Source organism: Paenibacillus sp. J31R98 (genome assembly GCF_056269245.1).
Genome location: NZ_JBWDNO010000002.1, coordinates 977,604 through 1,002,129, shown reverse-complemented (window position 1 = coordinate 1,002,129; position 24,526 = coordinate 977,604). Strand labels below are relative to the sequence as shown.

The following is a 24,526-nucleotide window of genomic DNA, read 5'->3' as shown; positions in this document are numbered from 1 at the left end:
GATTTTGGGATTATATTTATTTTGAGGGACTGGTTATTTCACCGGCCGATCCGCCCATTTGCGGTAATAAATTGTTCTTGCAACAAATAAACTTCCTTTCAACACATTCTTGTCGCTCTCTTTCCAGGTATGGCTCTGTTTATTTTTTCTTCTAATGCCTACGAAATTGTAAGGCGAAGTGGCGAACAGTTTATATCCTTTAGCTCGGCATCTTCGCATAAAATTAACATCTTCTCCGAGCGTCAGTTTAGCAAAACGAATACGTTTGTGTAATTGCCTCCTGAACAATAAGGTGCCCCCGGCCACATATTGCACGAATTTATTTTTTTTAGAAGGTGTCGTAATGACAAGGAGGCGCCTTCCTTCGAAAAACTTCAAATGAGCTCCTTTCCCGACTATGCCGGCTCCAGTTCGACGCAGAGCTCTTACCTGTTCCAATAAATAATTAGGTGAATAGTAATCATCATCGTCAAACTTGGCGATGACTGGATATTTGGCTCTATTGATTCCGTAGTTCAAACAACTGCCCAAAGAAAAGTATTCAGGCCTTTTAAAGACCTTGATATTTGGGAATCGAGAGGCTCTCCGACGATATTCTGTCAGGTTCATGCTGCCTTTGTTTAAAACGATGATAAGCTCCTTTGCATTGTAGCGTTGCCTTCTGAAATTATAGATTAGTTTATTGAAGAAAAGCGGACGATTGGTGCATGTAATGACCGAGACCCCGCTTAGGCGGGTGGTTTGCATATTCATTATGAACTCCTTCCTAAGATCGCACGACTTTATTTCTTATCCTCATAGAATGCGATGTGGAGCTTAACCGTGCATACGGATGATTTCAAATGCTTCTGCAAATTCCACGTAAGTCTGATTACCGCGAAATTTTGCTTTATGAAAGAGACTTTCAGGATGAACGGGGTGACGCATGGATCCAATCTGAGTTTTGTAAGCCTCCAATGCTCTCATTTTGAGGTTCATTTCCTCTTTCGTAAGCGATATATAGAGATTCGGCTGAAATGTAAGTTCTCCGTCTGTCTCATAAACCAAGACGGCTCCGTTCCAGAAATACGGTCGAACCGCCGCTATTGCCGCTTGATGAAGAGCCTCGTGGTCCTGATGTTTGGTAATGGAGGGGATATATAATATAGTTGGACGAAATTCCTCTATATGGCGTTCGATATGTGCAACTAACTCTGCTCGGGGGATAAGGTCGAGTTTGCTGTCGTAAAGCTGTTTACCGGAATTATCCGGGTAAAGAATATGATAGTCTACCACTCCGAGCAGACGCATCGCTTCTTTGAATTCTGATAATCTCTTCCTTCCACTATAGATGCCGTATCCACTTTCTTCCTTGCTGTAGCGATTGGAGTCATTTAAAGTTATGGAGGCTATAACGGTTCGAACCGAACTGCCTTGACTTATATATTTCTGTATGACGCCGGCACAGCCTAGCGTTTCATCATCAGCGTGAGGGGCTAAAACAAGCACGCGTTGGCCGGAGTAGAGAAAAGTGCCCATTATTATGACACCTCCTTCTAGATTTATATCGATCTGTCATACTCTATGAAAAAAAAATAGAAGTTTCCTATGCTGCGCCCTATTCCTTATCAAATTAGTCGGTTGACCCGGAGATCCGCAGATTATGGACGCCAAAAAGCCTTCGAGCGTACTCGAAGGCAATTGATGGAGTTCAATCACGTACCACGAATTTTTTGTAGGCCGTGCAGTTCTTTCGAACAATGCGAGTGTACCGATGATTAATAAATTCCCGGTCGCTCACTTTCCAGGTGTGTGAGTTGTGCTGCTTCCTCCTTAATGCGCAGAAATTATATTTGTCCCCTGCGTAAAGTTTAAAGCCTTTACGCCGGCAAGCCCGGCAAAACCTCACATCTTCTCCGAGCGAGAGGTTGGCGAATTTCACTTTTCTCCATACGCTTTTCTTATAGGAGATTGTTCCGCCGGCCAGAATGGTAACAAAACGATTCTCCGCATAAAACCTCTGCAGCAGCATTTTGCTACCGCTTAAATGGATGAAATAAGCGCGTTTGCCAACGAGAGCCGCCTTTGATTTTCGAAAAGAACGCATGATGCCGGTCAGGTAATAAGGCGCATAATACTCATCATCGTCCATCCTGGTGATATAGGAATGCTTGGCTCGTGCGGAAGCAAAGTTTAAGCATTGTCCTAACGACCGGCGACTGGGCTGCTGAAACACGCGAATATTTTTGAATTTGGATGCCATGGCTTGATATCGTTTAATATTGACATTATCCATATTCAATACAATGATCCATTCTTTATTCGGCCAAACTTGTCTGCGATAATTCCAAAACATATGTGTCAAAAAATGCGGTTTATTGGTGCTCGTGATTACGGTAATACCCGCAGCAGACTTTTGATTTTTCCTGAGTTTGGACATGCCGGCACCTCTTTGATGATTTATTTTCTTTCGAAATACAGTCTATGGCTAAGGGGTTGACCGATTCCTATGTTGCAGCCTATTTTGCGGCATTTCTAGGTGCCTGTCCGAAACAACTTATTCGGGTAGCGACTATATTGATGTTAAAAAAGAATAGGTGTGTGAGAGATAGATGAAACCAATCGTCCGTATTCTCTTAACCGGTGCCGGATCTCCCGCGGCCCCAGGCGTAATTCAATCGCTGAGAAATAGCGAGGACTATAAGTTCCACATTATCGGCGTTGATTGCAATCCGTATTCGGCCGGATTCCACATGACTGACTTGCATTATATAGGACCGAAGGCATCGGACGAACAATTCATTCCCTTTATCGATCAAGTCTGCAGGAATGAAAGGATTGATGTGCTCTTCTCACTTGTCACGGACGAATTAATCAAGCTTTCGGAGCATCGGGATGTATTAAGTCAACGGGGTACGCACATGAACCTGTCTTCTGTCCCTGCATTACAAAACGTGATTAATAAAGGAGTGCTATACACCGAACTGCAAAAGATGGGAATCGCCGTTCCCTCGTTTCAAGTAACCTCATCTGCCGAGCAGTTTGAAATGGCTCTAACGGCGTTGGGGTATCCAGAACAACCGGTCTGTTTTAAGCCAACGATCTCTGACGGAAGCCGAGGATTCCACATCCTGGATGATCGAATTGACCGCTTTGAGCTGCTGTTTCGGCATAAGCCAACGTCTGTTTATACCAGTCATTCCGAGCTCCTAAGCGTTATTCAAGGCAGAAAAGAATTTCCGGAAGTGCTTGTAATGGAATATTTGCCCTATGAGGAGTACAGCGTGGATATATTAGCGGAAAATGGGAGAGTCATGATTGCTGTCCCTCGTCTTCGAGAAGCGACAATAGGTGGGATTTCGACCCAAAGTCTCATTCGTAAAGATCAAGATATTATCGACTATGCTGCCGAGGTTATTGGTCGCTTGGGATTACATGGTAATATTGGAATTCAAATTAGAAGAGACCGGTCTCGTAAGCCTAAAATCGTGGAGATCAACCCTAGAATGCAGGGCACGATTGTTCATTGTACGGCGGCGGGGATCAATCTGCCGGTTCTGGGGGTTAAGCAGGCTTTAGGAGTGCTGCCAATGCATTTGGCGTCGAAAGTGATATGGGGAACCCGGATGGTTCGGCATTGGAAGGAGGTTTTCTATCATGCTGATGGATCTTCATACACACTCTAACTATTCAGATGGCAAAAATACCGCTGAAGAAATGATTCAAACTGCTATCGAACTGGGATACGAGGGAGTTGCGATCACTGACCATGTTTGGACGACAAGCGCTTGGGTCCCGGATTATGCATCACATCTAGAACAGCTAAAGACCAAATTCCGCGGTTTAATACAAGTCTATTCAGGCATCGAAGCCAAAGTGTTATCCTTGGACGGGGATATCGACGCAAACGCGTCATTCCTCTCGCTCGTTGATCTTGTCCTCGGTTCATTTCACCGCATACCCAAACCCCAAGGATTTTACTCCAAAACCAACGATGCCCACATTTCCAGAAACGAGATTGTGGAACATTGGTTCGACTCCTTCTGCCGAATGCTGGATAACCCGCTGGTAGACATCATAGCCCATCCCCTATCTGAACTGAAAGGATTCGGCATTGAGAGCCGTCAGCTCCCGATTAAAGAACTCGTTGATCTTATCGGAGTGTCGGGTAAAATCCTTGAGATAAACGTTCGGTACAATTCTGTCGACGAACCGATCATTCGAATAGCAGCGGAGCAGGGGATCCCAACACTTGTCTCTTCTGACAGCCACTCTGTCGCAGACATGGTCAAAAATAGTGTGTTCGTCAAAGACCTTTCCAACCGGGGGTTTCAAACGATAGACATCGAGCGGTATATTCGTAATAAAAAAGCATCCGCAAACCAATTCCGCTCGGCTGACATATAGTACCATATCGGATTAAAGCCCAATCAATCGGAGGAAGATGGAATGCCGAAGGAAATTGTAATTGCGGCGGTCGGCGATTTGCTAATGAAGCCATTACTCATCCGATTGCTGCGTAAAAGGAATAGCGGGCAGCAGAATGGCACGGAAGTTCAAAGTGGGACAACCTACGCGTTCGATCAGATGTTTGAACCGGTTGCCCGTTATTTGCAGGATGCGCATTTGACGATCGGCAATCTGGAAACTACCTTCGCCGGCGGCTCGGATGCTGGCTTCAAAAAGACAAGACGAAATCCAAACAACCGCAATCCGATATTCAAAAGCCCGGATGCTTTTGCGCCGGCTCTGTCTGCGGCCGGTTTCGATGTGGTTGCGACAGCCAACAACCATTGCGCGGATTACGGCGTTCGCGGACTCAAACGGACTCTGGATGTGCTCGACAAGAACGGTCTCTACCACGTCGGAACGTACCGGACTGCGAAGGAATCGCAGGCGCTCTGTGTGCGGAATGTCGAAGGCGTCCGTATTGGCATCTTATCGTATACGCGAGATACGAATGGCACGCCCGTACCGAAAGGCCAGCCAGCAGGTGTTAATAAGCTTGTGCATGCAAGAATCAAGACGGATATGAAACGGCTGCGTGCAGCCGCGGATTTTATTATCGTGTGCATGCATTGCGGATTAGAGTACGAGCACAACCCGGCCAGCCACCAGAAGCAGTGGGTCAGCTTCCTATTCCGGAACGGCGCGGATGTGGTGCTGGGCTCGCATCCGCATGTCCTTCAGCCGGCAGTGACGCAAACCGTGAAGGACGTCTCAGGGCGGACGAGAAAACGATTCGCCATCTACTCACTTGGCAACTTTATATCCACTCGGTTGCATGGCAAGGATGAAGCTCTGACCGGTATCATAGTTAGACTTAAGCTGCGTAAAAATATGAGCGGCCAGGTCCGGCTTAACGGCATCGAGGGTGTCCCAACCTGGGTAAGTATCAATAAGAACGGGAAGCCCGCAATGTGCCGCATCGTGCCGCTGCATGAAGCGATCAGGAAACCGGACGAATTTCCGAAGGAACAGCTAGTGCGAATGAAACGTGCCTTTCAAGGCACGCTGCGCATGTACAGAGGGGAATTGTCTTTTCCGAAGGACGAGTAATAATCTTGAAGGGATGATTCATCGAACGTTTTGACAATAAGTCTTAGACGGACTCGAACAACCGCATCATTCGGAATTGAAGGAGTTGACGTACAAAGAAATGTTACCGGCTGATAATACGTTAATAACCGTCATTAGGACAGGTAAAATAAAAAAGTTGAGCTTGCAACAATTCGATGAAACTGTGTTTACGGGCGTACGTGGCTAGAATTCCTCGGAACATTGTGAATGAGGGTTTTATGGAATGTAAAGAAACAGAATGAAAAGCGAATTTTGCAAGAGGAGAGGTATTATTGAAAATTATTGCTTGTCCTGCTACAAGGAAAATAACGCTTCAACAGCGGCTTACACAACTTCTAAACGGTTTTATCGTATTTTTGTTTGATAATCGCGGGAGAGAGCTTATTAATCAAAATGGTCCGATCAGGAAAGTGAATGAATCGTCTCTTGTCGTAGAAGCCGAAAATGGAAAGCTGATCAGACACAATTTTACTGATATTGGGCGATATGATTTTCCTGACTTATTGCCTGCAAGAGAGCCAATTTTTCATGCTTTTATCAAGACAAGAAACCAAGGGAATTTCGATGGTCCTTTAGTTAGAATCGGAGCAGATTTTGTTGAAATAACGGGCGTGGATAATAGTGGCGAACAACCGGTTGATTTCACGTTGATCATACCTCGACGCGAAATAATCAGGATAAGATGCGAAAGCGAGGGGGGCGAATAATTGTGTCTGTAAACCAAACGGTGAATGCCGTTTGGTTTTTTTCATGTGTCGATTCATGTATGATGGATAACAGAATATCAGTCTATCTGCCATAATAGGTATGAATCGCATTGAACTTAGGAGGAAGTCATGTCCTGGAGCAAATTGAAGCAACAACTGGAGAGTTTTCTCTGTCCTGCGCTAATCGGGAAGGTGCAATATCTTGCAACCAGCTACCGTTATGTACCCGATAAAGCGGGACAGTGTTATATGGCCGTCGATAACAAGAAAGTATTCAACATGAATGATGCAACGACGTTCATCAGATGGTATCAAGCGGAGCAGGAAATCAAGAATGATCCCAATATCCAAATTCCTATCTATAATGAAGAGCTCGAAGCGCTCAGACAGGAAACCAAGGGGTTAGTTCCGGAGGATCGTCTGAAAGTGATGGTAAGAGGTAGAAAACTATCAGAATGTGCAAAAGAGCTTATGTTAGCACAGTCGGCATTAAGCAAATCAAACTTTACTGTTGTAGCAACTAAATTTCTATCCCAGTCTATAGAGGAAAGCATGGAGAGCCGGGATATTCTATTAAATATCCTTGCATTGGTTGACAGACGCGTTGGCAAGAAGCGGGTTTTGAACATGGAAGAGAAGATAAAGTCAAAGCATCCCATCGTGCAGTATTTTTATCTGCTGCGGCTCCGAACGGTATGATTTAAGTAGTGTAAGCTTGTGTGATATTGTAACAAAAAGAGACGTTCCTCGCTGTGGGAGCGTCTTTTTGTCGGCTGTTAGGCCTCAAGAATCAGTTTCTATCATTGACAAAAAACGCCTTGTAATCGCTTCCAGATGAACCTATACTGAAGTCGCAATCGAACTTAAACGTTTCGGGAAAAGGGGTAAAATGCTAACCGCTACCATGGTTTCAGTCACACTTCAGGTTACGCTTGAAGAGGCAGGCTAACAAATTGGGGAGGTTTATACGGTGAAAAAAATGAGTTTCTTAACTTTAGCTCTTCTTCTGGTTCTCTCGCTCGCGGCATGCGGCAGCAACAATGGCAACAATAGCAGCGGCAGTGTAAATTCAAGCAACAGCGGCGACAACAGCACTGCAGCGAATGACAGCAGCTCGGATTCATCGAACAGCGGCTCGAGCAACGCAGCCAGCGGCAAAGAAGTCGTCATCAAGTTCCCAAGCTACAAAACAGGCAATAACGTAGGCGCAATCTTCTACCTTCCTCAGATTGAACGCTTCAACAAGAAATTCGCTGGCAAGTACAAGATTGAAATCGAGGAAATCGTCCAGGACGAATACTCGAAGAAGATCAAGCTTCTCTACCAGCAGAAGAAACTTCCTCCACTCATTGAAGTCGACAAGGAGCTTGCCGACATCATGATCAACAACGGTGATTTCGTTGACCTCAAGCCTTACATCGACAACAGCCCAGAAATCAAAGACGTGCTCATTGATGATTCTGTTAAATATAACACGGACAAGAATGGCAAGATCGTATCGCTTCCGCTCGCTTTCGAGCGTCCGATCGGCATGTACTATAACAAAGAATTGATGCAGAAGGCAGGTCTCAGCGGCTTCTCAGATACATGGGACGGCTTCTTCAGCGACTTGGATAAGTTGAAAGCTGCCGGCGTGACACCGCTTTCCTTGATGACAGGCGAGAACGGCTGGACAACGATGCTGCTTGCTTCCGCAATGATCGCATCCGATCCGGAAGGCCAGCAGATTCTAACGAAGGGCGATATCGTAACGAACTTCAATTCGCCGCTCTGGATCAATACGTTCACGAAGATTCAGAAGCTGCTGCAAGATTACACGACGAAGTCCGCTCTTGGCGCGACGTACTCGATTGCCGCGAATGAATTCTTCAGTGAGAACACGGCTGCAATTGCGAACGGCCCGTGGATGGTCGGCGATTTCAGCAACATTGATAAAGTAGGAGAAGGCTTCGCAGACAAAGTCGGAGCAACCATCTATCCGGGCGGCGTTGCGCTTGGCTCCGCAGACGGCTACTGGTACTCGATCCCGACAGGTACTCCGCAAGAGGAGATCGACGGCTTGATCGAATACTTCAAGTTCATCTATTCGCCGGAAGAATTGAATGCATTCCTCGTCGCAGAAGGCGGCTTCGCACCGAAGATGCCGATGCCAGAGGAATCCAAGGCGAAGCTGAATCCAATCATGAGACAGCTTAACGATGAAGTCGGCGCCAAGATGAAGACGCTGAACCGTTTGGTCTATGACATCGTGCCGCAATCGGTAGCCGACCTGTTTGCTAAGAACCTGCCGCTTCTGGCAACGAACGATATGACGCCGGAGCAGTTCTGTAAAGCGATGACGGATACAGCGGAGAAGTTCAAGAAATAAGAAATAAGAAATAAGAAATAAGAAATAAGAAATAAGAAATAACTGCCGGGTCGCACAGAATAATCTGCAAGAAGCGCATAGCAGCCGCTAATGCGCTTCTTGTCTGGAAAGGAGTTCAGTCATGTACAAATACAATAAACTATGGGTGTACCTGTTTATTGTTCCGACATTGCTCGTATTTCTGACCTTCTACTTTGTCCCGATTATAACGGTGTTTACGACTGGCTTTACAGAGTGGAACGGATTTAATGCGCCGAAGCTTGTCGGGTTCGACAACTACAAGATGATCTTCACGGATGACAACTCGCTTACGGTATCCTTGATCAACCTGTTCAAGTGGTCGATGATTGCTACTTTCATCCACGTACCCTTCGGCGCGCTCGTGGCGTTTATTATCTTCAAGCGTCCGGTCGGCTGGCGGTTTGTGCGCGGCGTGTTTATGATTCCGAACGTCATCGCCGTATCGGCTTGGGCGATTATTTACCGATTTATCTTCAACGATCAGATGGGGCTGTTGAATAACTTCATCCGGAAGCTCGGCTTCTCGAACTTCCATACGAACTGGTTCTTCGATACGCAGTATGCGTTCTCGGCGATCAGCTTAACATGGGTGTTCTATGCGGTCATCGTGACACTGCTTGTCCTGTCCGATCTGATGGCGATTCCGAAGGAATTGCATGAAGCGGCGAAGATCGACGGCGCGACAGAAGGGCAGATCCACTGGCGCATCAACCTTCCGCTCATACGCGGCTCGCTCGGCACTTCCGTCATTCTATCGATCATCGCGCGGATTACGATGTTCGAAGCGATCTTCCTGACGACGAAGGGCGGACCGGGCAACTCGACTTACAATATCTCGGTCATGCTCTATGACGGCATTATCAACTATCAATTCGGTTATGCCAATGCGGTCGCGACGATCATGATCATACTCGGCATCGGCGTTCTTGCCATTACGACGAAAGTGTTCCGAATGAACAAAGGCGTATACAACTGAGGGGTGGTGACTCTGCTGATGAGGGCTGATTATTTAAAACGCGGCATAGCCCAGATTTTCAGTTACTTGGTGCTTCTATTCACGGTTTGCATCTCGCTTGTGCCTCTTCTCTGGATTGTCGTTTCCTCCTTCAAGTCGAACAAAGCGATATTAAACAAGCCGTTCGCACTCCCGGAAGAGATTAACTTCCATGCCTATTATTCGGTGCTCAAGATGAACAATTTCTTAAGCAATACGTTCAACTCGGTGCTGATCTCCTTAACGTCGACGCTAGTAGCGCTGTTGTTCTATGCACTTGCTGCATACTCGTTCGCGAAGTTCGATTTTGTCGGCAAAAGATTACTGTTCGTTCTGTTCTCGGTGACGCTCCTCATCCCCGGACATGCGACCGCGCAGCCGATCTTCTCGTTCATTAACTTGACGGGTCTGTACGATACGAGACTTGCGCTTATTGTCGTCTACATCTCGGCAGGCCTTGCGGTATCGCTATTCATTCTGCGAGCATCGTTTCTATCCATTCCGAGGGAGCTGGACGAAGCTGCCTATATGGAATCGGCGAGCTTCTGGCAAGTGTTCTTCTATATCAATTTGCCGCTCGCGAAGGCGGGGTTGTCGACGGCGGGCATCTTGATGTTCCTTGGCAACTGGAATGAATTCTTCTACGGCTTCATGCTGACATCCTCCGCGGAGAACCGGACGCTTCCGGTGGCGCTGCAGTTCTTCACGGAGCAATTCTCCTATAACTACACGCAGCTGTTCGCGGCATTGACGCTTGTCACACTGCCGAGCATTATTCTGTATATGTTAGCGCAAGAGCAAGTCCAACAAAGTGTAGTCAGCGGCGGCGTAAAAGGCTAATCTAGAGAGAGGAAGATCAATACATACTTTGGCAGGTGAATCGTATGGCGACGATTAAAGATATTGCGAAGATTGCCGGAGTATCGACCACAACAGTGTCCAGAGCGCTGAACGGCTATGACGATGTAAGCAAGGCAACGAAGCAGAAGATCCAGATGATTGCGGGCGAGCTCGATTATTGGCCGAATGCGGCAGCACGAAGCCTCGTGTCGAGCAAGACGAACACGATCGGCGTTATTTTCTCCGAGTTAAAATATACAGGCGGGAAAGACACACTCGCATTTGACATCTTGATAGGCATCAATGAACGGGCGAACGAGCTGAATTACGATATTCTTCTCTTCAGCACGAGTCCGTCCAAACAGCGGATCAAGTCGTATTACAATTTGTGCAAGGAGCGCAACGTCGACGGGGCGATCATCTTCGGGCTTAGAGTGGATGATCCGTATCTGGAGGAAGTCATCCAGAAGTCGAAATTTCCTTGCGTACTCATTGATATTCCGTTCTCGAACGAGCATCTGGGCAACGTCACAACCGATAATATTGAAGGGGTTCGCAAAGCTGTTCAGCATTTAATCGACGGGGGCCATACGAACATTGCCATGATTAATGGATACCCGGCGGCGCATGTGAGCGAGCAACGTTTGAACGGTTTTAAGAAAGCGCTTGCGGACAACGGAATTGCGTACGACGAGTCCAAAATATGGGACGGCGAGTTCTCCGAAGATGGAGGCGAGCAGGTGATGCTGAGGATCCTGGACGAGCATCCGGGGGTTACGGCGGTGTTCTGTTCCAGTGATCTGATGGCGCTTGGCGCAATGCGAGCGCTGGAGAAGCGGGGGAGGAAGGTGCCCGATTCCGTATCCGTTGTCGGCTATGACGACATTATTCTGTCCTCCTATTGCGTGCCGAAGCTGACGACCGTTCATCAGAACAAATTCGAAATGGGCTGGGCGGCGGCGAAGCTGCTTATCGAGATGCTTGAAGGCAAGGAAGTCGATCATAACGTGGTGCTGGACAATGAGTTGATCATTCGGGAGAGCACCAAGAAATTAAGATAAATAGCAGCCAGATCCCGCTCACAGTGGAATGTAAATATAGCCTAAACGTTTAAGTGATATCAACGCTATCAAACCGATATTGGAGGATGAACGAAGATGAGACTTAGCGCGGAAGAATTGGCAAGCGGGCGGTTATCGCCGGAGACGCTGGAGCTGGCTGTGCAGCTGATCAAAGTGAACGGGTATGTGTTGTTTGAGGAAGTGCTGCCAAGAGCGAAGGTAGAGGAGCTGTTTGACAGTTATGTATCCATTCTCGACCCGTACTTCGAGGAGCATCGCGAAGAGATTCTGAATCCGGGCAACGGCTTTAACGACGGCACGAACCATGTGCGGCTCTATCTGCCATTCATCAAGCCGTTCTGCGATGAGGCAGTCATTGCCAATCCCCTCGTTACGGAGATCGTGGATCAAATTCTCGGTAAGGAGTGCCATTTGACGTATTTTGCGACGAATACTTCCATGCCGGGCGGCAAGAATAAGCAGCCGGTTCATGCGGACACTTCCTCGCGTTACGGCGACCGCCATGATGCGAATTTGCCGATTGTGAACCTCGTTGTCAACTATCCGCTCGTCGATGTAACGGAGAATAATGGTCCAATGGAAGTGTGGCCAGGCGGGACGCATCTGCATCCGGACAGCTGGTATGCGCCGAATGCGTTCAGCAAGCCGAAGCTCGCGGAGCATATGCATTATATCAAGATGTTAATGCCGGCAGGCTCCATCCTCATTCGGGATGACAGAGTATGGCACCGCGGCACGCCGAACCATTCGGACAAACATCGCCCGAATATCGCGCTGATCTACTCGGCGAACGGACCTCGCGCAGGCACGATTCAAATTCCTCAGGAGACGTATGAAGAGCTCTCCGTGAAAGCGCAGCAGCTGCTGCGCAAAGAGCTGATCGGCTATCCGGTTGCGAAGCCGAAGCATTAATAGAGTGAAAGCCCCTAATCGTCGGCTGCGACGGTAGGGGCTTTTTTAGTCTTTATCCGTTAATTTTAAATTGCGAATTTTAACACCAAAAAAACACTCATATAACGACGATTTTCAACTGTATATAGTAAAGTTTTGCATACAAGAGGAGGATGGACATCTTTGGAAATAGCAGATGTCAGCTTGACTAGGCTGGCAATCAATCTCTCCATAGTCATAGTGCTTATGTTTGTTGGTGGATTAGTAAGAGGAGGATTAGACTTGAATAATTCAGTGAAGCAATCTTTATTAGACGAACTTCTTGTACGTTTTCCTGGCATCCAAAGGGTAGTATTGTCCGGACGCTATGAGGAACAAGAAAGACTCATCATACCGAGGGGGCTGCTCCAGGGTGTTATTGCGTACATGAAGCTGAAGTACCCTGCGGTAGTTGTAAGTCAAAAATACCATCAATCCGATGAACACTCGGTTGTAGTGGATATCTTCGGATGAGAGCCCTCTAAATTTATCACGATCCGATCCTGCGACGGTGCAAGTTTAGTTGTTAGTTCTAGATTAATGATTTTAACGCAAAACAAATGTGCAAATAAGTTCATTTTAAATAACATATTGTATTCTTTTCTTACGACACCCCTTCCCCCCTCTAAACTTCAATTAGACCTCTAACAAGGTAACCTAATGTGAGCTTAGAGGGTATTTTTATGTCCGAGCATCGAAGGGGACTAGGGAGGTTATTAATGATGGATAAATATATCTCAACGATTGAAATTGTAGACCGTTATGGAAAAGCGAATCAGGAGCTTGAGCTCTTTACCAATAGCGGGGAACGGCCAACAATTGGAGACTTTATCAAAGCTTTTAATAGTGAAAAAGGATTAACAGTTGAGTTAAAGGATTTTAGTAATCTAACTTTTAGACCCATTGATCATACCCATACTTCTATTATCTCTATGAGAGTTATAAGAACATTTAAGGATGAATCGAAGTGGAAACCGGCAAGAGAGCGAAGGCTGAGAGGATTGATCAACGGTGTTGATTTATAACACATTAACTCTTCAAACGAGTACTGAGAAGGTAAGAAAGCCAGAGGATCATGAGATTGCATGGATCCGACTTCGCAATCCGAGCCCGGAGGAAACAAACCATGTTCTTGCTGATTTACTCGAAAGCCATCATCTCTTAGTAGAGGATTGTATTCATTTAAACCAACGTCCCAAAATGGATAAGTACAAGAACAACATTTTTATTTCTTTCTTTACTATCAATAGCAATTATGAACCTCTGGAAATCGCCCTAGTGGTGGGGAAGAACTACGTTGTTTCCATTTTCAAAGATGACATCCCTGTACTAGATGCCTTATATGAAGACTTTATCAACGTCGAAGGCAGAATGACTTATCCTGCTCAAATCCTGTACCATATCATGCACAGCTGTGTAGAAGAGTACGTTCAATTTATCGATCATATGGAGGATAAGGTTGATTCGTGGGAAGAAGCGCTTCACGAGGATCCGTATGCCAAAATCTTCGCAGATATTTTTAAAATGAAACGTGTGACGCACTATCTTCGGAAAACTTTCGTGGAAGAGAGAACTCTCCTTGGCACAATTAGTCATCAGAACTTCCCGTATTCCAGACCGGACGCAGACGTTTATTTTGCTGATATTTTCGATCACATTTCACGAGTCATTGATTCCATCGATATGTTTCGTGACTCCCTGACCGGCTTGTTGGAGATGCAGATCGATATGAAAGCTGATCGCATGAATGAGATCATGAAGACCCTTACGATCATTAGCACACTATTCTTGCCTTTAACCTTTATTGTCGGTGTCTATGGAATGAATTTTAAAGTCATCCCTGAGCTTACTTGGTATTTCGGATATGGTTATGTATGGATTCTGATGATCTTTATCATTGCAGTTATGGTTGTTTATTTCAAAAGGAAAAAATGGATGTAGGGGTCGAGGGGGAAAGATGATGATGAAAAAGATTATTGCTATAGCTATTGCGGGTGCGGTTACCATTACAGGATTCGCGAATGTGACGGACGCAGCGTCCAATATCACGATTTATGTAGACGGTCAGCAGATTCAAACGGAAGCAAAAAGTTTCAACCATTCGACGTATCTGCCGCTACGGGCTGTCGGCAAGGCATTGATGTCTGATGTAGCATACATCAATAAGAAGGTCTATGTGGAGGGTGAGCTTGTTAAAGGCGATGCACGTATTGTAGATGGAACAACTTATGTTCCTGTACGGACCATTGCTGAAATGACTGGTGCAAGCGTCGAATACATAGAGTTGTATAAAATGGTTCAGATCTCCAACAAGCCTGTCATAGAAAAGGCACTCAAAGAAATGTTGGCGCATGCAACCATGAAGGAAGTACAAGTAACTGAATTTGGTGAGTCCGAAACACAATGGCAGTATACATTCGCCAATTCTTCGAAGTTCACTTTTCAGTGGCTTCAACTCAGTCTGCAGGCATTGATGTGAACAAACAACCTGCTTCTTATAAGATTACCGGACTCAGTTACGGATACAATATGGACCGGAATGGACAATTGGTTCCGTTACCCTGTTGACGATTACTGCCCGGTTCGGTAAACATCGCGTAATGGAGTGCGCCCTTGTATAATAGGTGAGGAAGGTTTTGTTTTTGGAAGGAGCGTACTCAACATGACTTATGCTGCAGAGCAGAATGGTGTTTTTCCATCGGTTTGTTCACTCGATTGTCCGGATCAGTGCGGACTGCTTGTTCACAAGGAGAACGGGCGCATCGTCCGAATTGAAGGTGACCCGGATCACCCGGTTACACAAGGGGCAATTTGCAATAAAGTTCGCAATATGACAGAGCGTATATATGATAAAGACCGCTTGCAATATCCGCTGAAGCGGGTAGGACCTAAGGGAAGCAGTCAGTTCGAGCGCATCACTTGGGACGAAGCGATTAGCACGATAACCGAGAAGTGGAAGCAGTTGATTGAATCGGAAGGACCGGAAGCGATTCTTCCATATAGCTTCTACGGCAACATGGGCCGAATCGGCACAGAAGGCATGGGCCGGCGCATGTTTAACCGTATGGGCGCAAGCAAGCTGATCTATTCCATCTGTGAATCAGCAGGTACGGAAGGTTACGGTTACACGATGGGCGGCAGCTTCGGGACGGACCCGGAGGAGACGGTACATGCGAAGCTTCACATCATGTGGGGCATTAACGCCGTCAGCACCAATATGCATCAAGTGACAATCTCCGAGAAGGCGCGCAAGCAAGGGGCGAAGGTCGTCGTCATCGACGTGCATCGCAACCGGACCGCAAGATGGGCGGATTGGTTTATTCCGATACTGCCTGGCACGGATGCAGCGCTGGCGCTTGGCGTTATGCATATTTTGTTCGCGGAAGGCTACACGGACGAGGCATTCATGGCAGCGTTCACGACCGGCCATGAGCAGCTGCGAGAGCATGTGAAATCGTACACGCCGGAGCTTGTATCGTCGATTACAGGCGTGCCTGCAGACGATATCTATAAGCTTGCGCGTATGTACGGTGAAGCGGAATCTGCGTTCATCCGCATCGGCAACGGTCCGCAGCATCATGACAATGGCGGCATGACGACGCGCGCGATTGCTTGCTTGCCGGCACTCACCGGCCAGTGGTTGAAGCGCGGAGGCGGCGCCATTAAAGGCAACGGCGGCTATCTCACGATTAATAAGCCGGCATTGGAACGCCCTAATCTTCGTGAGCAGAGCGGAGCGCAAGAGATTAATATGAATCTGCTTGGTATCGCGCTGACGGAGCCAGAGGGGCAGAAGCTTTCCTCACTCTATGTCTATAACGCGAATCCGGCTGTCGTAGCGCCGAATGCAACTAGAGTAAGAGAGGGACTCGCACGCGAAGATCTGTTTACCGTTGTGCATGACCTGTTCCTGACGGAAACGGCGACATACGCGGACATTGTGCTGCCGGCGACGTCTGCTTTTGAGAATATGGATCTGTACCTGTCTTATTGGCATCATTATGTTCACTTGCAGCAGCCAGTCGCTGCGGCGTACGGCGAGAGCAAGTCGAACAACGATGTATTCCGACTGCTTGCTGCAGGGATGGGCTACAAGGAAGAAGCGCTTCGCGACTCGGATGAAGCGATGATCGAGCAAGCGCTGAACAATCCGAACAATCGCAATATCGCGGCGATTACGCTTGAAGGGCTGAAGGAGCACGGCTCGATCAAAGCAGACGTGAAGCCGTTGTTCCCAGGCAAGCTGCGTACGCCGAGCGGCAAGATTGAGCTGTACTCGGCTCAGATGGAACGCAAAGGCTACCCGCCGATGCCGACTTATACGCCGCTTGTCGATGACGGTCCGTACCCGTTTCTGTTCATTCCGACCGCGAACCATAATTTCCTCAACTCGACGTTCTCGAACAATGAGAAGCATGTGAAGCTGGAGAAGACGCCGAAGCTGCACATGAATCGTGATGACGCAGTCCACCTGAGCATTGAAGATGGCGATGCGATCAAAGTATGGAACGATCGTGGAGACTGCGAGCTGACAGCGGCAGTTGGCGATGATGTGTTATCGGGCGTCGTCGTTATGCAGGGACTATGGGCGGACGGCAAGGATGGCAAGGCGCTCGTCAATGCGCTGACGCCGGACCGTGTCGCAGATATGGGGAAAGGCGCGACGTTCTTCTCGGGACGCGTGCAAGTAGCGAAAATTTAATCATTTGCCGGAGAAAAGGCGGGTGCGTGAGCATGCGATTATCCATCGAGCAAATCATCAGCTATCAGACAGAAGGTTATCTTATCGTACCGGATGTATTCACGAACGAGGATCTTCAGCCAGTCATCGATGAATTGTCAGCGGAAATAGATACGCGTGCGCATGCGCTCCATGCAGAAGGGAAGCTGCCCGACCTCTACGAGGATGAACCGTTCGAGCGGCGGTATATGCTGCTGCATGCCCAGTGCAGGGAGATTGGCAGAGGCTTTGACATTAACGGTTATCTCGGCGAAGCGATGTTCCGCTTCCTTGCGAATACGAATCTGCTCGATGTCGTCGAATGCCTCCTCGGCACCGAGCTGAGCTGCAACCCGATCCAGCATATTCGGGCAAAGCTGCCGCCTAAGCGTGCGGACTCGGAGGAACCGGATTATTTTCAAAATGTCCCTTGGCATCAGGACTGCGCCGTCACTTCGCCTGACTCGGAAGCGTCGGAGATCATTACATTCTGGCTGCCGCTTGTCGATGCGACTGCGGAGACTGGCTGTATGGAAGTGATGCCGCATGTGTTCAAGCAGGGATATATCAATCATCGCTCCGAAGGCGGCACGATGATTGTGCCTGAGAAGCTGCCGCAGGTGACGCCTGTTCTTGCCGAATGCCCGAAGGGCAGCCTCGTCATTATGAACAAGTATACGCCGCACCGCGGCATATCGAACCGATCGGACATCGTAAGATGGTCGGTCGATCTCCGTTATCATAAGACAGGCGCGGCATCGGGACGCGATATTCATCCTTCATTCATCGTGCGTAGCCGTTTGCAGCCGGAGAGTGTTCTCACGGATTGCGAGACATGGCGCCGGATGTGGCGGGAAGTGAAAGAGGCGAAAGGCAAGAGCCTGCACCGGGTATAGGAATTGAATTGGAATGTTTGAAGAAGCCAAGTGCCGCGTTTAACGCGGCGTTTGGCTTCTTGTATTAGTGGAGCTGAATGCAGGCAGGGCATAATTTCAGCGAAATGAGTAGATTTATCCATTACTGGGGGAGCACGAAGTGGTATGTCGGAGTATGCGCCTTCGCTAACGGAACGTAGTAACCTTATTGAGCGGAATCTAGCCTCTCTTAGAATGTAACGGACTCTAGCGACTCTATTGACCGATTCCACGCCAAAAAGTGGCATATGACCTCGGAATAACGTCGCTGAGAACCGTTAGGTCTGCACAATCGAGCGAATTGGGCCGAATAGCGACTCTGGAGTCCATTACAGCCGGCGGAGTATGCCGACGATAATACCAATCATCGGATATTCCCTCGCAGCAAACAGGCGAGTGGTCGATAGGATGTTCCCTCGAGGCCAATAGGCGCCGAATCGATAGGATGTTCCCGCGCTTCTCCAGAAGCTAACAGGCGTCCACGCTGAGCGGCCGCTTATTTGGCCGTGCCTGTCCCAGCCCGTTTCGCTTTGCGATAAGCGAGCGGCACCATCCCTTTGCGTTCGCGGAAGATCCGCGCAAACGTCTTATACGAGCCGAACCCGACCTCGAGCGCGACATCGACGACGCTGTTGTCGGTGGAGACGAGCAGGCTGCTCGCATGCCGAAGGCGCAAATCGTGAACGAAATGGACGAACGTCTGGCCCGTCGTTTCTTTGATCACTTCGCTAATTCGCGAGACGCTCATGCCGAAGCGCTGCGACAGGTCCGATAAGGTGAGATTATCCTGATAGCTGCGGTGAATATAGCGGATGATCGGCCAGACGGAAGCGCCTCTTTTTGCAGGCAAAGTCGCTCCGGTTTCATTCAGCTCCGGTGTCGCGTGCTTGCGCCGCTCGCGGTCGAAGCGCACGAGAAGTTCCTTCAATCGAGCGGCGAGCATCGTTAATCGCCACGGTTCGCTGCCCTGGTATTCTTGCAGCATTTCTCGAATAAGACCATCGATATGTTTCTGCGCAGCGCCGCCGAATTGCGTGAACGCCGCATCCAGATGGCTAGGCTCGATTAGCTCGGCAAGGCTGTCACCGGCTCCATGCTCCATGAGCAAATCCATGCTGAACATGCAGTTGTACAGCACAAGCTTGCTGCCGGGTTCGGTGAACAGCTCATGCACCTGGTATGGCTGCACGAATGTGAATGTGCCTGGTCGCATCACATGCTTCACATTATTGATGCTTTCCCAGCCCTCGCCCTCGATGACATACGAGAATTCGAGAAAATCGTGACGATGCGCCCGAAAGCCGCGTTCAAGCTTATGAATGCCAATATGCAGAGGAAAAGCGGAATCCATGTTTGGATACGTTTTCAAATAATCTGGAAAATAGGTCATGTTCGTTCATGGCCTCCGAAGATATGAGACGTTTATCGAAATATGAGTGGGGCATTTTTCTATCTACTACTTTATCATAGATTTGTATGCAGTAGTGGCAAGCGAAGTGGATAGCGGAATTCAGCTCGGGTGCCAGCCACCCGGCTATATTATTAGTTACTGGAGGCGACGAAAGAGATGTTAAGAGGACTAAGTCGTGCAGGGCTAGGGAATATCGGTAGCGACGAGCAGATGATCGCGCTTGCGCAGCAATACGGATTTCAAACGGTTGATATCGATGCGCGCGGTTTAATTGAGCGCAATGGCGTGGAAGGCGCGCGTGAGCTGCTGAACAAGAATGGCGTAAGCGTTGGCGCAATTGGCCTGTCTGTAGAATGGCGCAATACGGAAGAGAAGTTCCGCGAAGGGCTCGCGAAGCTCGCTGACGATGCGGCAGCAGCTGCAGCGCTCGGCTGCACGATCTGCTGCACCTATGTACTGCCTGCGACGGATTATAAAGCGGCGCATTTTGCTGTCATTGCGACCCGCAGATTGCGTACTTGCGCGCAAATTCTCGGCGCATATGGCATCCGCCTTGGCCTCGAATTCGTTGGACCGCATCACCTGCGCACGTTGTGGGCGAATCCGTTCCTCTGGTCCATGGACGAGACGCTGGATTGGATCGCTGCGATTGGCGAGCCAAACGTTGGATTACTGTTCGATTCGTACCACTGGTACACGAACGGTCATACACTCGCAGACATTGACGCGCTGAAGCCGGAGCAAGTCGTACATGTCCACATTAATGACGCGCCGGATGTGCCTTTCGAAGCGGCGCTTGATAATGGAAGAATCTATCCGGGCGAAGGTGTAATTGATCTTGCAGGCTTCTTGGCTGCACTCAACCGAATCGGCTACAAAGGCTCGGTGACGCAAGAGATTCTATCGTCTGAACCGCCAGTCGGTACACCGGAAGAGCTGCTTGCGCGCTCCAAAGCCGGTTATGATAAAGTATACACAGCTGCAGGGCTGGCATAGGAAGAGACAATCCCGTAGGGCCGAATTAGAATCAATCGGTTCTGCGGGATTTTTTTGCGAGATTTTATTAGACGAATATTCATTGTGCCAATTGCGGATCATTTTTTTGGTCAAGATATGTTACTATAATTCTATGATAACATTTCTCAATTGGAGGACGATTATGAATATTCAAGAAGCGATTCGCACAAGAAGAAGTATTGGCAAAGTAACGCAGGAGCCGATTGCAAAAGAAACCATCGAGCAAATTATCGAGTCAGCGGTATGGGCGCCGAACCACCGGCTGACCGAGCCATGGCGTTTCTTCGTACTAAGCGGCGACGGACGCATCAAGCTCGGAGACGCGCTCGCTCGTATTGCACTTGCAGGCGTGGAAGATCCAGGTGCCCCTGAGCACGCGGAGAAAGCGGAAGGCGCGCGGAAGAAAGCGCTCCGTTCGCCGGTCGTCATCGCGGTAGCTGCAGTTCCATCGGACCGCCACGATATTATTGAGATTGAAGAATTCGGCGCGGTTCACGCGGCTATTCAAAACATGCTGCTCACAACGCACGCACTCGGCCTCGGCGCTGTATGGCGTACAGGCGAACCTTGCTATCATCCGTACATGAACGAGGCATTCGGCCTTCGTCCGCAAGACAAGATGCTAGGCTTCATCTACCTTGGCGTGCCGGATATGACACCGACGCAAGGCAAGCGGTCTGATGCAGCTAGCAAAACGACTTGGATCGACGCTTAGTAGAGTTGAGTTGAGCAACTTGCAGCAAGCGTGAAAAAAAAGAGGCAAGCAATCAGCACAACTTGTGCCGGATGCTTGCCTCTTCATTATTATTTCACTTCAATTGCAACTTCCTGTGGACGGTAGACTGCGAGCAGCTCGCCATTCGCGTCAGCAGCGAACATTACTGTGCGCTCCTGCGGAAGCGTGAACGCGTATTGTTTGCCCGTCTTCGGATCACGGACTTCAATTGCAGTGTCGCAGCCGAATTCGGAGACGAAGATATACAGCGCGCCGGATTCAAAAGCAAGCTTGCGACCGTATACGCCAGGCAGCTCGCCTCCGAGCAGCCAATCCAGCTCGGATTCAACACCAGCTTGCTGCAGCGCATGTTCATAAACGGCTTGCAGCGGCGTGAGTCGCTCGTTCAGCTCGAGCGGCAGAGGGCTCCAGAGCAAGCGCCCAGCGCCAAGCGCGACTTCAGTCAGTTTCGCAGCGCCGTTACCCGAAGCGGCAAGAATGCCTTTGTTGCTGTCGGCGATGCGTGGGCCGCCGAACGATACTGGAAGCAGCTTGCCGTCCAGCTCAAGCAGCTCTTCGCGAAGCAGGTTGCTCACGCTATGCTCGCCAAGTTCTGCTATACGTCCGCTAACTGGACGCCAGTACTCGTCGAGACCCAGCGGTCCGGTGAACAGGAGCGTTCCGCCATGTGTCTTCACATGCGAAGTGAGCTGCTCCAGAGCTTCGCTGCTGAAGTTATGCGCGCTTGGCACGATGATAAGCTTCGGCTTCGTCTCAGCCAGTGCCTCAAGCTGATACTCGCCAAGGCCGAAGGCATGGACGTTCATGGTGTACGAGAGTGTCCGAATCGCGCGAGTCGTTGCCGCATAAGCGAGCTTGCGGTTCGAGAAGTCGTTGGAGTAAGGGAAGATAACTGCGACATCTTCCAGCTTGCGTCCTACGAACAGGTCGCGGATTTGGCCCATGAAGGAGCCAAAATCATACGATACGTTCGCTTCCGGCTTCTCTGTGCCGTCTGCGCGAAGCGCGCCGATATGCGATTCATTGATATTATTCATATAGAAGTTGATGTTCCAGATCCATTGCACTGCACCAGCGCCGCCAGTCGAGAACGCATAAGCGTACTTGCGCTCGAGAATGTTGCGCAGCTCTTCCTCGCTGCGTTTGGAGCGGCCGTCCGGCGTTTCAACGTGCATAATGCCTGTTTCCTGGATCAGGTTCGGCTTATCCGGCGCTTTGGCGAAGACGCCGTCCCATACAAGATCGTCCATCAGCCACCACGAGTGAACCGTTGTATAGTCGACCTCTTCGGCATAGAAGAACGGCGATGGACGTTGTGCGCCAAGTCCTTCGTCTTGTCCGACCGTAACAAGCTGCTTCGGCTGGATGGAGCGAATGGTCGCAACGAGCTGCGAAGCCCATAGGTTATGCATGTCCATCGTGAACAGGGTGTAATCGAGCCAAGGAGCACCGCGCTTCACCGAAATCTGCGTCGTTCCGAAGCTGATCTCGTCCGCTTCCGGAAGCTTCACCGCTTCGAAGGAAGGCAGCTCGTCAGGCGTCATATTCCAGCGCTCTTGCAGCTCGCGGATCGAGCCATGACGCTGCTGCAGCCATTTCACATAGTGCGCTTTCTCGAACTTGTCCTGCGCAGAGCGCGGACCGCTGAAGATGCGCTTCGGATCGAACATCGACGGCTCGTTGATCAAGTCCCAATGCACATGCTTCGACTCGGCATGTCTCGATACGATTGCGGCGATGAAACGCTTCTGCGCTTCTACGCTGCGCGGGTCCAGGTACGGATTGACGCCTTCCCAAGCTTCCGGCGTGAAGGCGAAGAAGTTGAATGTCACTTCAAGATCATGGCGTTTCGCCGTAAGGAAGAATGCATCAATAGCGCGAAGAACTTCCTCGTACGGATGTCCATCGACGTACATGACATAACGAAACGCGGTCCAGATCCCGGTCCGAATCGAATTAATGCCGGCGCGCTTCATCTGTGCCATATCGCGATCCCATACGGCCGCATTCGGCAGGAACAGGTATTTACGCGCAACGTCGCTCGTCATATATGTCATGCCGACAATCGGAAGCGGACGGCCATTCTTCCAGAAGTAATCGCGGTCGCAAGTAATCATTTCGCCCGAAGTGAGCAGCTCTTGATCCATGCCCCAGAAGCCTTGACGGAGCAGGCGGTGCTCGCCAGATGCGGCAGTTGCCACACATTCAACGACATAGAAGCCAGCATCTACCGGCTGCGGCGCAACAAGGCGATGAAGCGTCAACTCGCGGCTGATGTTCAGCTCAACATCGGAACGCCATACTTCAGTGAATTCGGCATCATTATAAATAAAGTTCGGAGCAGGCTCGCTAACGGTGCTGCTATTCGACTTAAGCACGCGCAGGTTGAACGTCCAAGCGCTTTTCTCGGCATCGCGAGACGTAAGCAGCTGCTGACCTTGGAGCATAAATACAGGGCGCTCGCCAAGCTCATAAGAGCCGTAGTTCGGCTTGAGCCAGAGCTCAGTGACGCCTTGTGCCGTGAATGTTGCCCATTTCGCGAGCGCCTCTGCGCCGGCTCCGGACCAGAATGCGCTGCGCAACGGCTGGTTAATCAGCATCCAACGTCCGCCGCTGAACTGGCCTTTCGTATGTTCGAGAAGCACTGCAGGCGCAGACAGCTCGCGCGCAAGTCCGTCACCGCTAATGCCGCGCAGGAGCGGATAGATATGAGCGTCGATCGGACCTGACGTTCCGCCTTCGCCCGGACAGTCGTCGGCATGCGTGATATGCAGCGCGAGCCCGAACGTCGGTTCAACTGTGAACAGCGATTCATAACCGGCGAAGAGAGGAAGGTCGCGGAAATGCTGCAAGCTGCTTATGCCTTCGCTTTGCACAACAAGCGCTTCATTAATATGCAGCTGCTGATGGTAAGCCGTTTGGTTCGGCTCCGCAATCCACTCGCCGCCATCTTTGTATACCGGCGTTTTGAATGGAGCGCCGCCTGCCGCAATTAAGCCTTTGCCTGCGTTCACATGCGCCATCACTGCTGGCCATGCTTCTTTCGGGAAGTAAGAGCCGTGCAAATGCACATAAACTGCGGCATCCTGCAGCTGCGAAGCCAATTCGTCCGCGCCGACAATGCGGAAGGTTTCACTTAAACGTGCGAGTGCACTAGCATCCGGACGTTCGCCGGAATAAGGGAAGTTCTCATCATAAAACAGAATCCAATTGCTCATTTGATTTGC

At 49.4% G+C, this 24,526-nt stretch carries 23 protein-coding genes; 18 read left to right on the top strand and 5 right to left on the bottom strand.

Features of this window, described 5'->3' with window-relative positions:
- Positions 1-33 precede the first annotated feature (33 nt).
- The 3 genes from AC0YNX_RS13270 to AC0YNX_RS13260 all read right to left on the bottom strand — a co-directional run bounded on the left by AC0YNX_RS13270 (position 34) and on the right by AC0YNX_RS13260 (position 2,419).
- Positions 34-753: a glycosyltransferase family 2 protein gene (locus tag AC0YNX_RS13270; RefSeq protein WP_475816126.1), complete on the bottom strand. Its 720-nt coding sequence runs from the start codon at positions 751-753 to the stop codon at positions 34-36.
- A 63-nt stretch (positions 754-816) separates the two neighbouring features.
- Positions 817-1,518, bottom strand: coding sequence for a PIG-L deacetylase family protein (locus AC0YNX_RS13265; RefSeq protein ID WP_475816125.1), 702 nt, complete (start codon positions 1,516-1,518; stop codon positions 817-819).
- A 172-nt stretch (positions 1,519-1,690) separates the two neighbouring features.
- Entirely contained in the window at positions 1,691-2,419 is a 729-nt protein-coding gene (locus AC0YNX_RS13260; protein WP_475816124.1) for a glycosyltransferase family 2 protein, read from the bottom strand.
- 172 nt (positions 2,420-2,591) lie between these two features.
- Here AC0YNX_RS13260 and AC0YNX_RS13255 point away from each other — a divergent pair, with 172 nt between their 5' ends.
- The 16 genes from AC0YNX_RS13255 to AC0YNX_RS13180 all read left to right on the top strand — a co-directional run bounded on the left by AC0YNX_RS13255 (position 2,592) and on the right by AC0YNX_RS13180 (position 18,117).
- The gene (locus AC0YNX_RS13255) at positions 2,592-3,665 is read left to right on the top strand and encodes an ATP-grasp domain-containing protein (protein ID WP_475816123.1); all 1,074 of its coding nucleotides are present in this window, start codon (positions 2,592-2,594) and stop codon (positions 3,663-3,665) included.
- The gene (locus tag AC0YNX_RS13250; RefSeq protein ID WP_475816122.1) at positions 3,637-4,386 is read left to right on the top strand and encodes a PHP domain-containing protein; all 750 of its coding nucleotides are present in this window, start codon (positions 3,637-3,639) and stop codon (positions 4,384-4,386) included. Before AC0YNX_RS13255 ends, AC0YNX_RS13250 begins: the two co-directional genes overlap by 29 nt.
- Positions 4,387-4,428: 42 nt before the next feature.
- Positions 4,429-5,538 carry a CapA family protein gene (locus tag AC0YNX_RS13245; protein ID WP_475816121.1) on the top strand — a complete coding sequence of 370 codons (1,110 nt, stop codon included), beginning with the start codon at positions 4,429-4,431 and terminating at the stop codon, positions 5,536-5,538.
- 293 nt (positions 5,539-5,831) lie between these two features.
- The gene (locus tag AC0YNX_RS13240) at positions 5,832-6,266 is read left to right on the top strand and encodes a hypothetical protein (protein WP_475816120.1); all 435 of its coding nucleotides are present in this window, start codon (positions 5,832-5,834) and stop codon (positions 6,264-6,266) included.
- A gap of 129 nt (positions 6,267-6,395) precedes the next feature.
- Positions 6,396-6,965, top strand: coding sequence for an SF0329 family protein (locus AC0YNX_RS13235; protein WP_475816119.1), 570 nt, complete (start codon positions 6,396-6,398; stop codon positions 6,963-6,965).
- 280 nt (positions 6,966-7,245) lie between these two features.
- Positions 7,246-8,634, top strand: a complete 1,389-nt coding sequence (locus AC0YNX_RS13230) for an ABC transporter substrate-binding protein (RefSeq protein ID WP_475816250.1) — start codon at positions 7,246-7,248, stop codon at positions 8,632-8,634.
- A 121-nt stretch (positions 8,635-8,755) separates the two neighbouring features.
- The gene (locus AC0YNX_RS13225; RefSeq protein WP_475816118.1) at positions 8,756-9,631 is read left to right on the top strand and encodes a carbohydrate ABC transporter permease; all 876 of its coding nucleotides are present in this window, start codon (positions 8,756-8,758) and stop codon (positions 9,629-9,631) included.
- Between the two features lie 18 nt (positions 9,632-9,649).
- Positions 9,650-10,489, top strand: coding sequence for a carbohydrate ABC transporter permease (locus tag AC0YNX_RS13220; protein ID WP_475816117.1), 840 nt, complete (start codon positions 9,650-9,652; stop codon positions 10,487-10,489).
- A 23-nt stretch (positions 10,490-10,512) separates the two neighbouring features.
- A complete protein-coding gene (locus AC0YNX_RS13215; protein ID WP_475816249.1) occupies positions 10,513-11,550 on the top strand; it encodes a LacI family DNA-binding transcriptional regulator in 1,038 nt (345 codons plus the stop codon).
- A gap of 96 nt (positions 11,551-11,646) precedes the next feature.
- Positions 11,647-12,483: a phytanoyl-CoA dioxygenase family protein gene (locus AC0YNX_RS13210; RefSeq protein WP_475816116.1), complete on the top strand. Its 837-nt coding sequence runs from the start codon at positions 11,647-11,649 to the stop codon at positions 12,481-12,483.
- A 162-nt stretch (positions 12,484-12,645) separates the two neighbouring features.
- A complete protein-coding gene (locus AC0YNX_RS13205; RefSeq protein WP_475816115.1) occupies positions 12,646-12,975 on the top strand; it encodes a hypothetical protein in 330 nt (109 codons plus the stop codon).
- A gap of 245 nt (positions 12,976-13,220) precedes the next feature.
- A complete protein-coding gene (locus tag AC0YNX_RS13200; RefSeq protein WP_475816114.1) occupies positions 13,221-13,526 on the top strand; it encodes a hypothetical protein in 306 nt (101 codons plus the stop codon).
- Positions 13,513-14,442 carry a magnesium/cobalt transporter CorA gene (gene corA / locus AC0YNX_RS13195; protein WP_475816113.1) on the top strand — a complete coding sequence of 310 codons (930 nt, stop codon included), beginning with the start codon at positions 13,513-13,515 and terminating at the stop codon, positions 14,440-14,442. The genes AC0YNX_RS13200 and corA overlap by 14 nt, the downstream gene beginning before the upstream one ends.
- Positions 14,443-14,458: 16 nt before the next feature.
- Positions 14,459-14,980, top strand: coding sequence for a stalk domain-containing protein (locus tag AC0YNX_RS13190; RefSeq protein WP_475816112.1), 522 nt, complete (start codon positions 14,459-14,461; stop codon positions 14,978-14,980).
- A 183-nt stretch (positions 14,981-15,163) separates the two neighbouring features.
- Positions 15,164-17,203, top strand: a complete 2,040-nt coding sequence (locus AC0YNX_RS13185; protein ID WP_475816111.1) for a molybdopterin-containing oxidoreductase family protein — start codon at positions 15,164-15,166, stop codon at positions 17,201-17,203.
- Positions 17,204-17,235: 32 nt separating this feature from the next.
- Positions 17,236-18,117 carry a phytanoyl-CoA dioxygenase family protein gene (locus tag AC0YNX_RS13180; protein ID WP_475816110.1) on the top strand — a complete coding sequence of 294 codons (882 nt, stop codon included), beginning with the start codon at positions 17,236-17,238 and terminating at the stop codon, positions 18,115-18,117.
- A 514-nt stretch (positions 18,118-18,631) separates the two neighbouring features.
- On the opposite strand, the gene AC0YNX_RS13175 is transcribed toward AC0YNX_RS13180, so the two are convergent.
- On the bottom strand, positions 18,632-19,525 hold the full coding sequence (locus AC0YNX_RS13175; RefSeq protein WP_475816109.1) for an AraC family transcriptional regulator: 894 nt from the start codon (positions 19,523-19,525) through the stop codon (positions 18,632-18,634).
- 177 nt (positions 19,526-19,702) lie between these two features.
- Between AC0YNX_RS13175 and AC0YNX_RS13170 the strand changes: the two genes are divergently transcribed.
- Together AC0YNX_RS13170 and AC0YNX_RS13165 are read left to right on the top strand one after the other, a co-directional pair.
- Positions 19,703-20,542, top strand: coding sequence for a sugar phosphate isomerase/epimerase family protein (locus AC0YNX_RS13170; protein ID WP_475816108.1), 840 nt, complete (start codon positions 19,703-19,705; stop codon positions 20,540-20,542).
- A gap of 163 nt (positions 20,543-20,705) precedes the next feature.
- Positions 20,706-21,278, top strand: a complete 573-nt coding sequence (locus AC0YNX_RS13165; RefSeq protein ID WP_475816107.1) for a nitroreductase family protein — start codon at positions 20,706-20,708, stop codon at positions 21,276-21,278.
- A gap of 89 nt (positions 21,279-21,367) precedes the next feature.
- On the opposite strand, the gene AC0YNX_RS13160 is transcribed toward AC0YNX_RS13165, so the two are convergent.
- On the bottom strand, positions 21,368-24,517 hold the full coding sequence (locus AC0YNX_RS13160) for a beta-galactosidase (RefSeq protein ID WP_475816106.1): 3,150 nt from the start codon (positions 24,515-24,517) through the stop codon (positions 21,368-21,370).
- Positions 24,518-24,526: the final 9 nt, after the last annotated feature.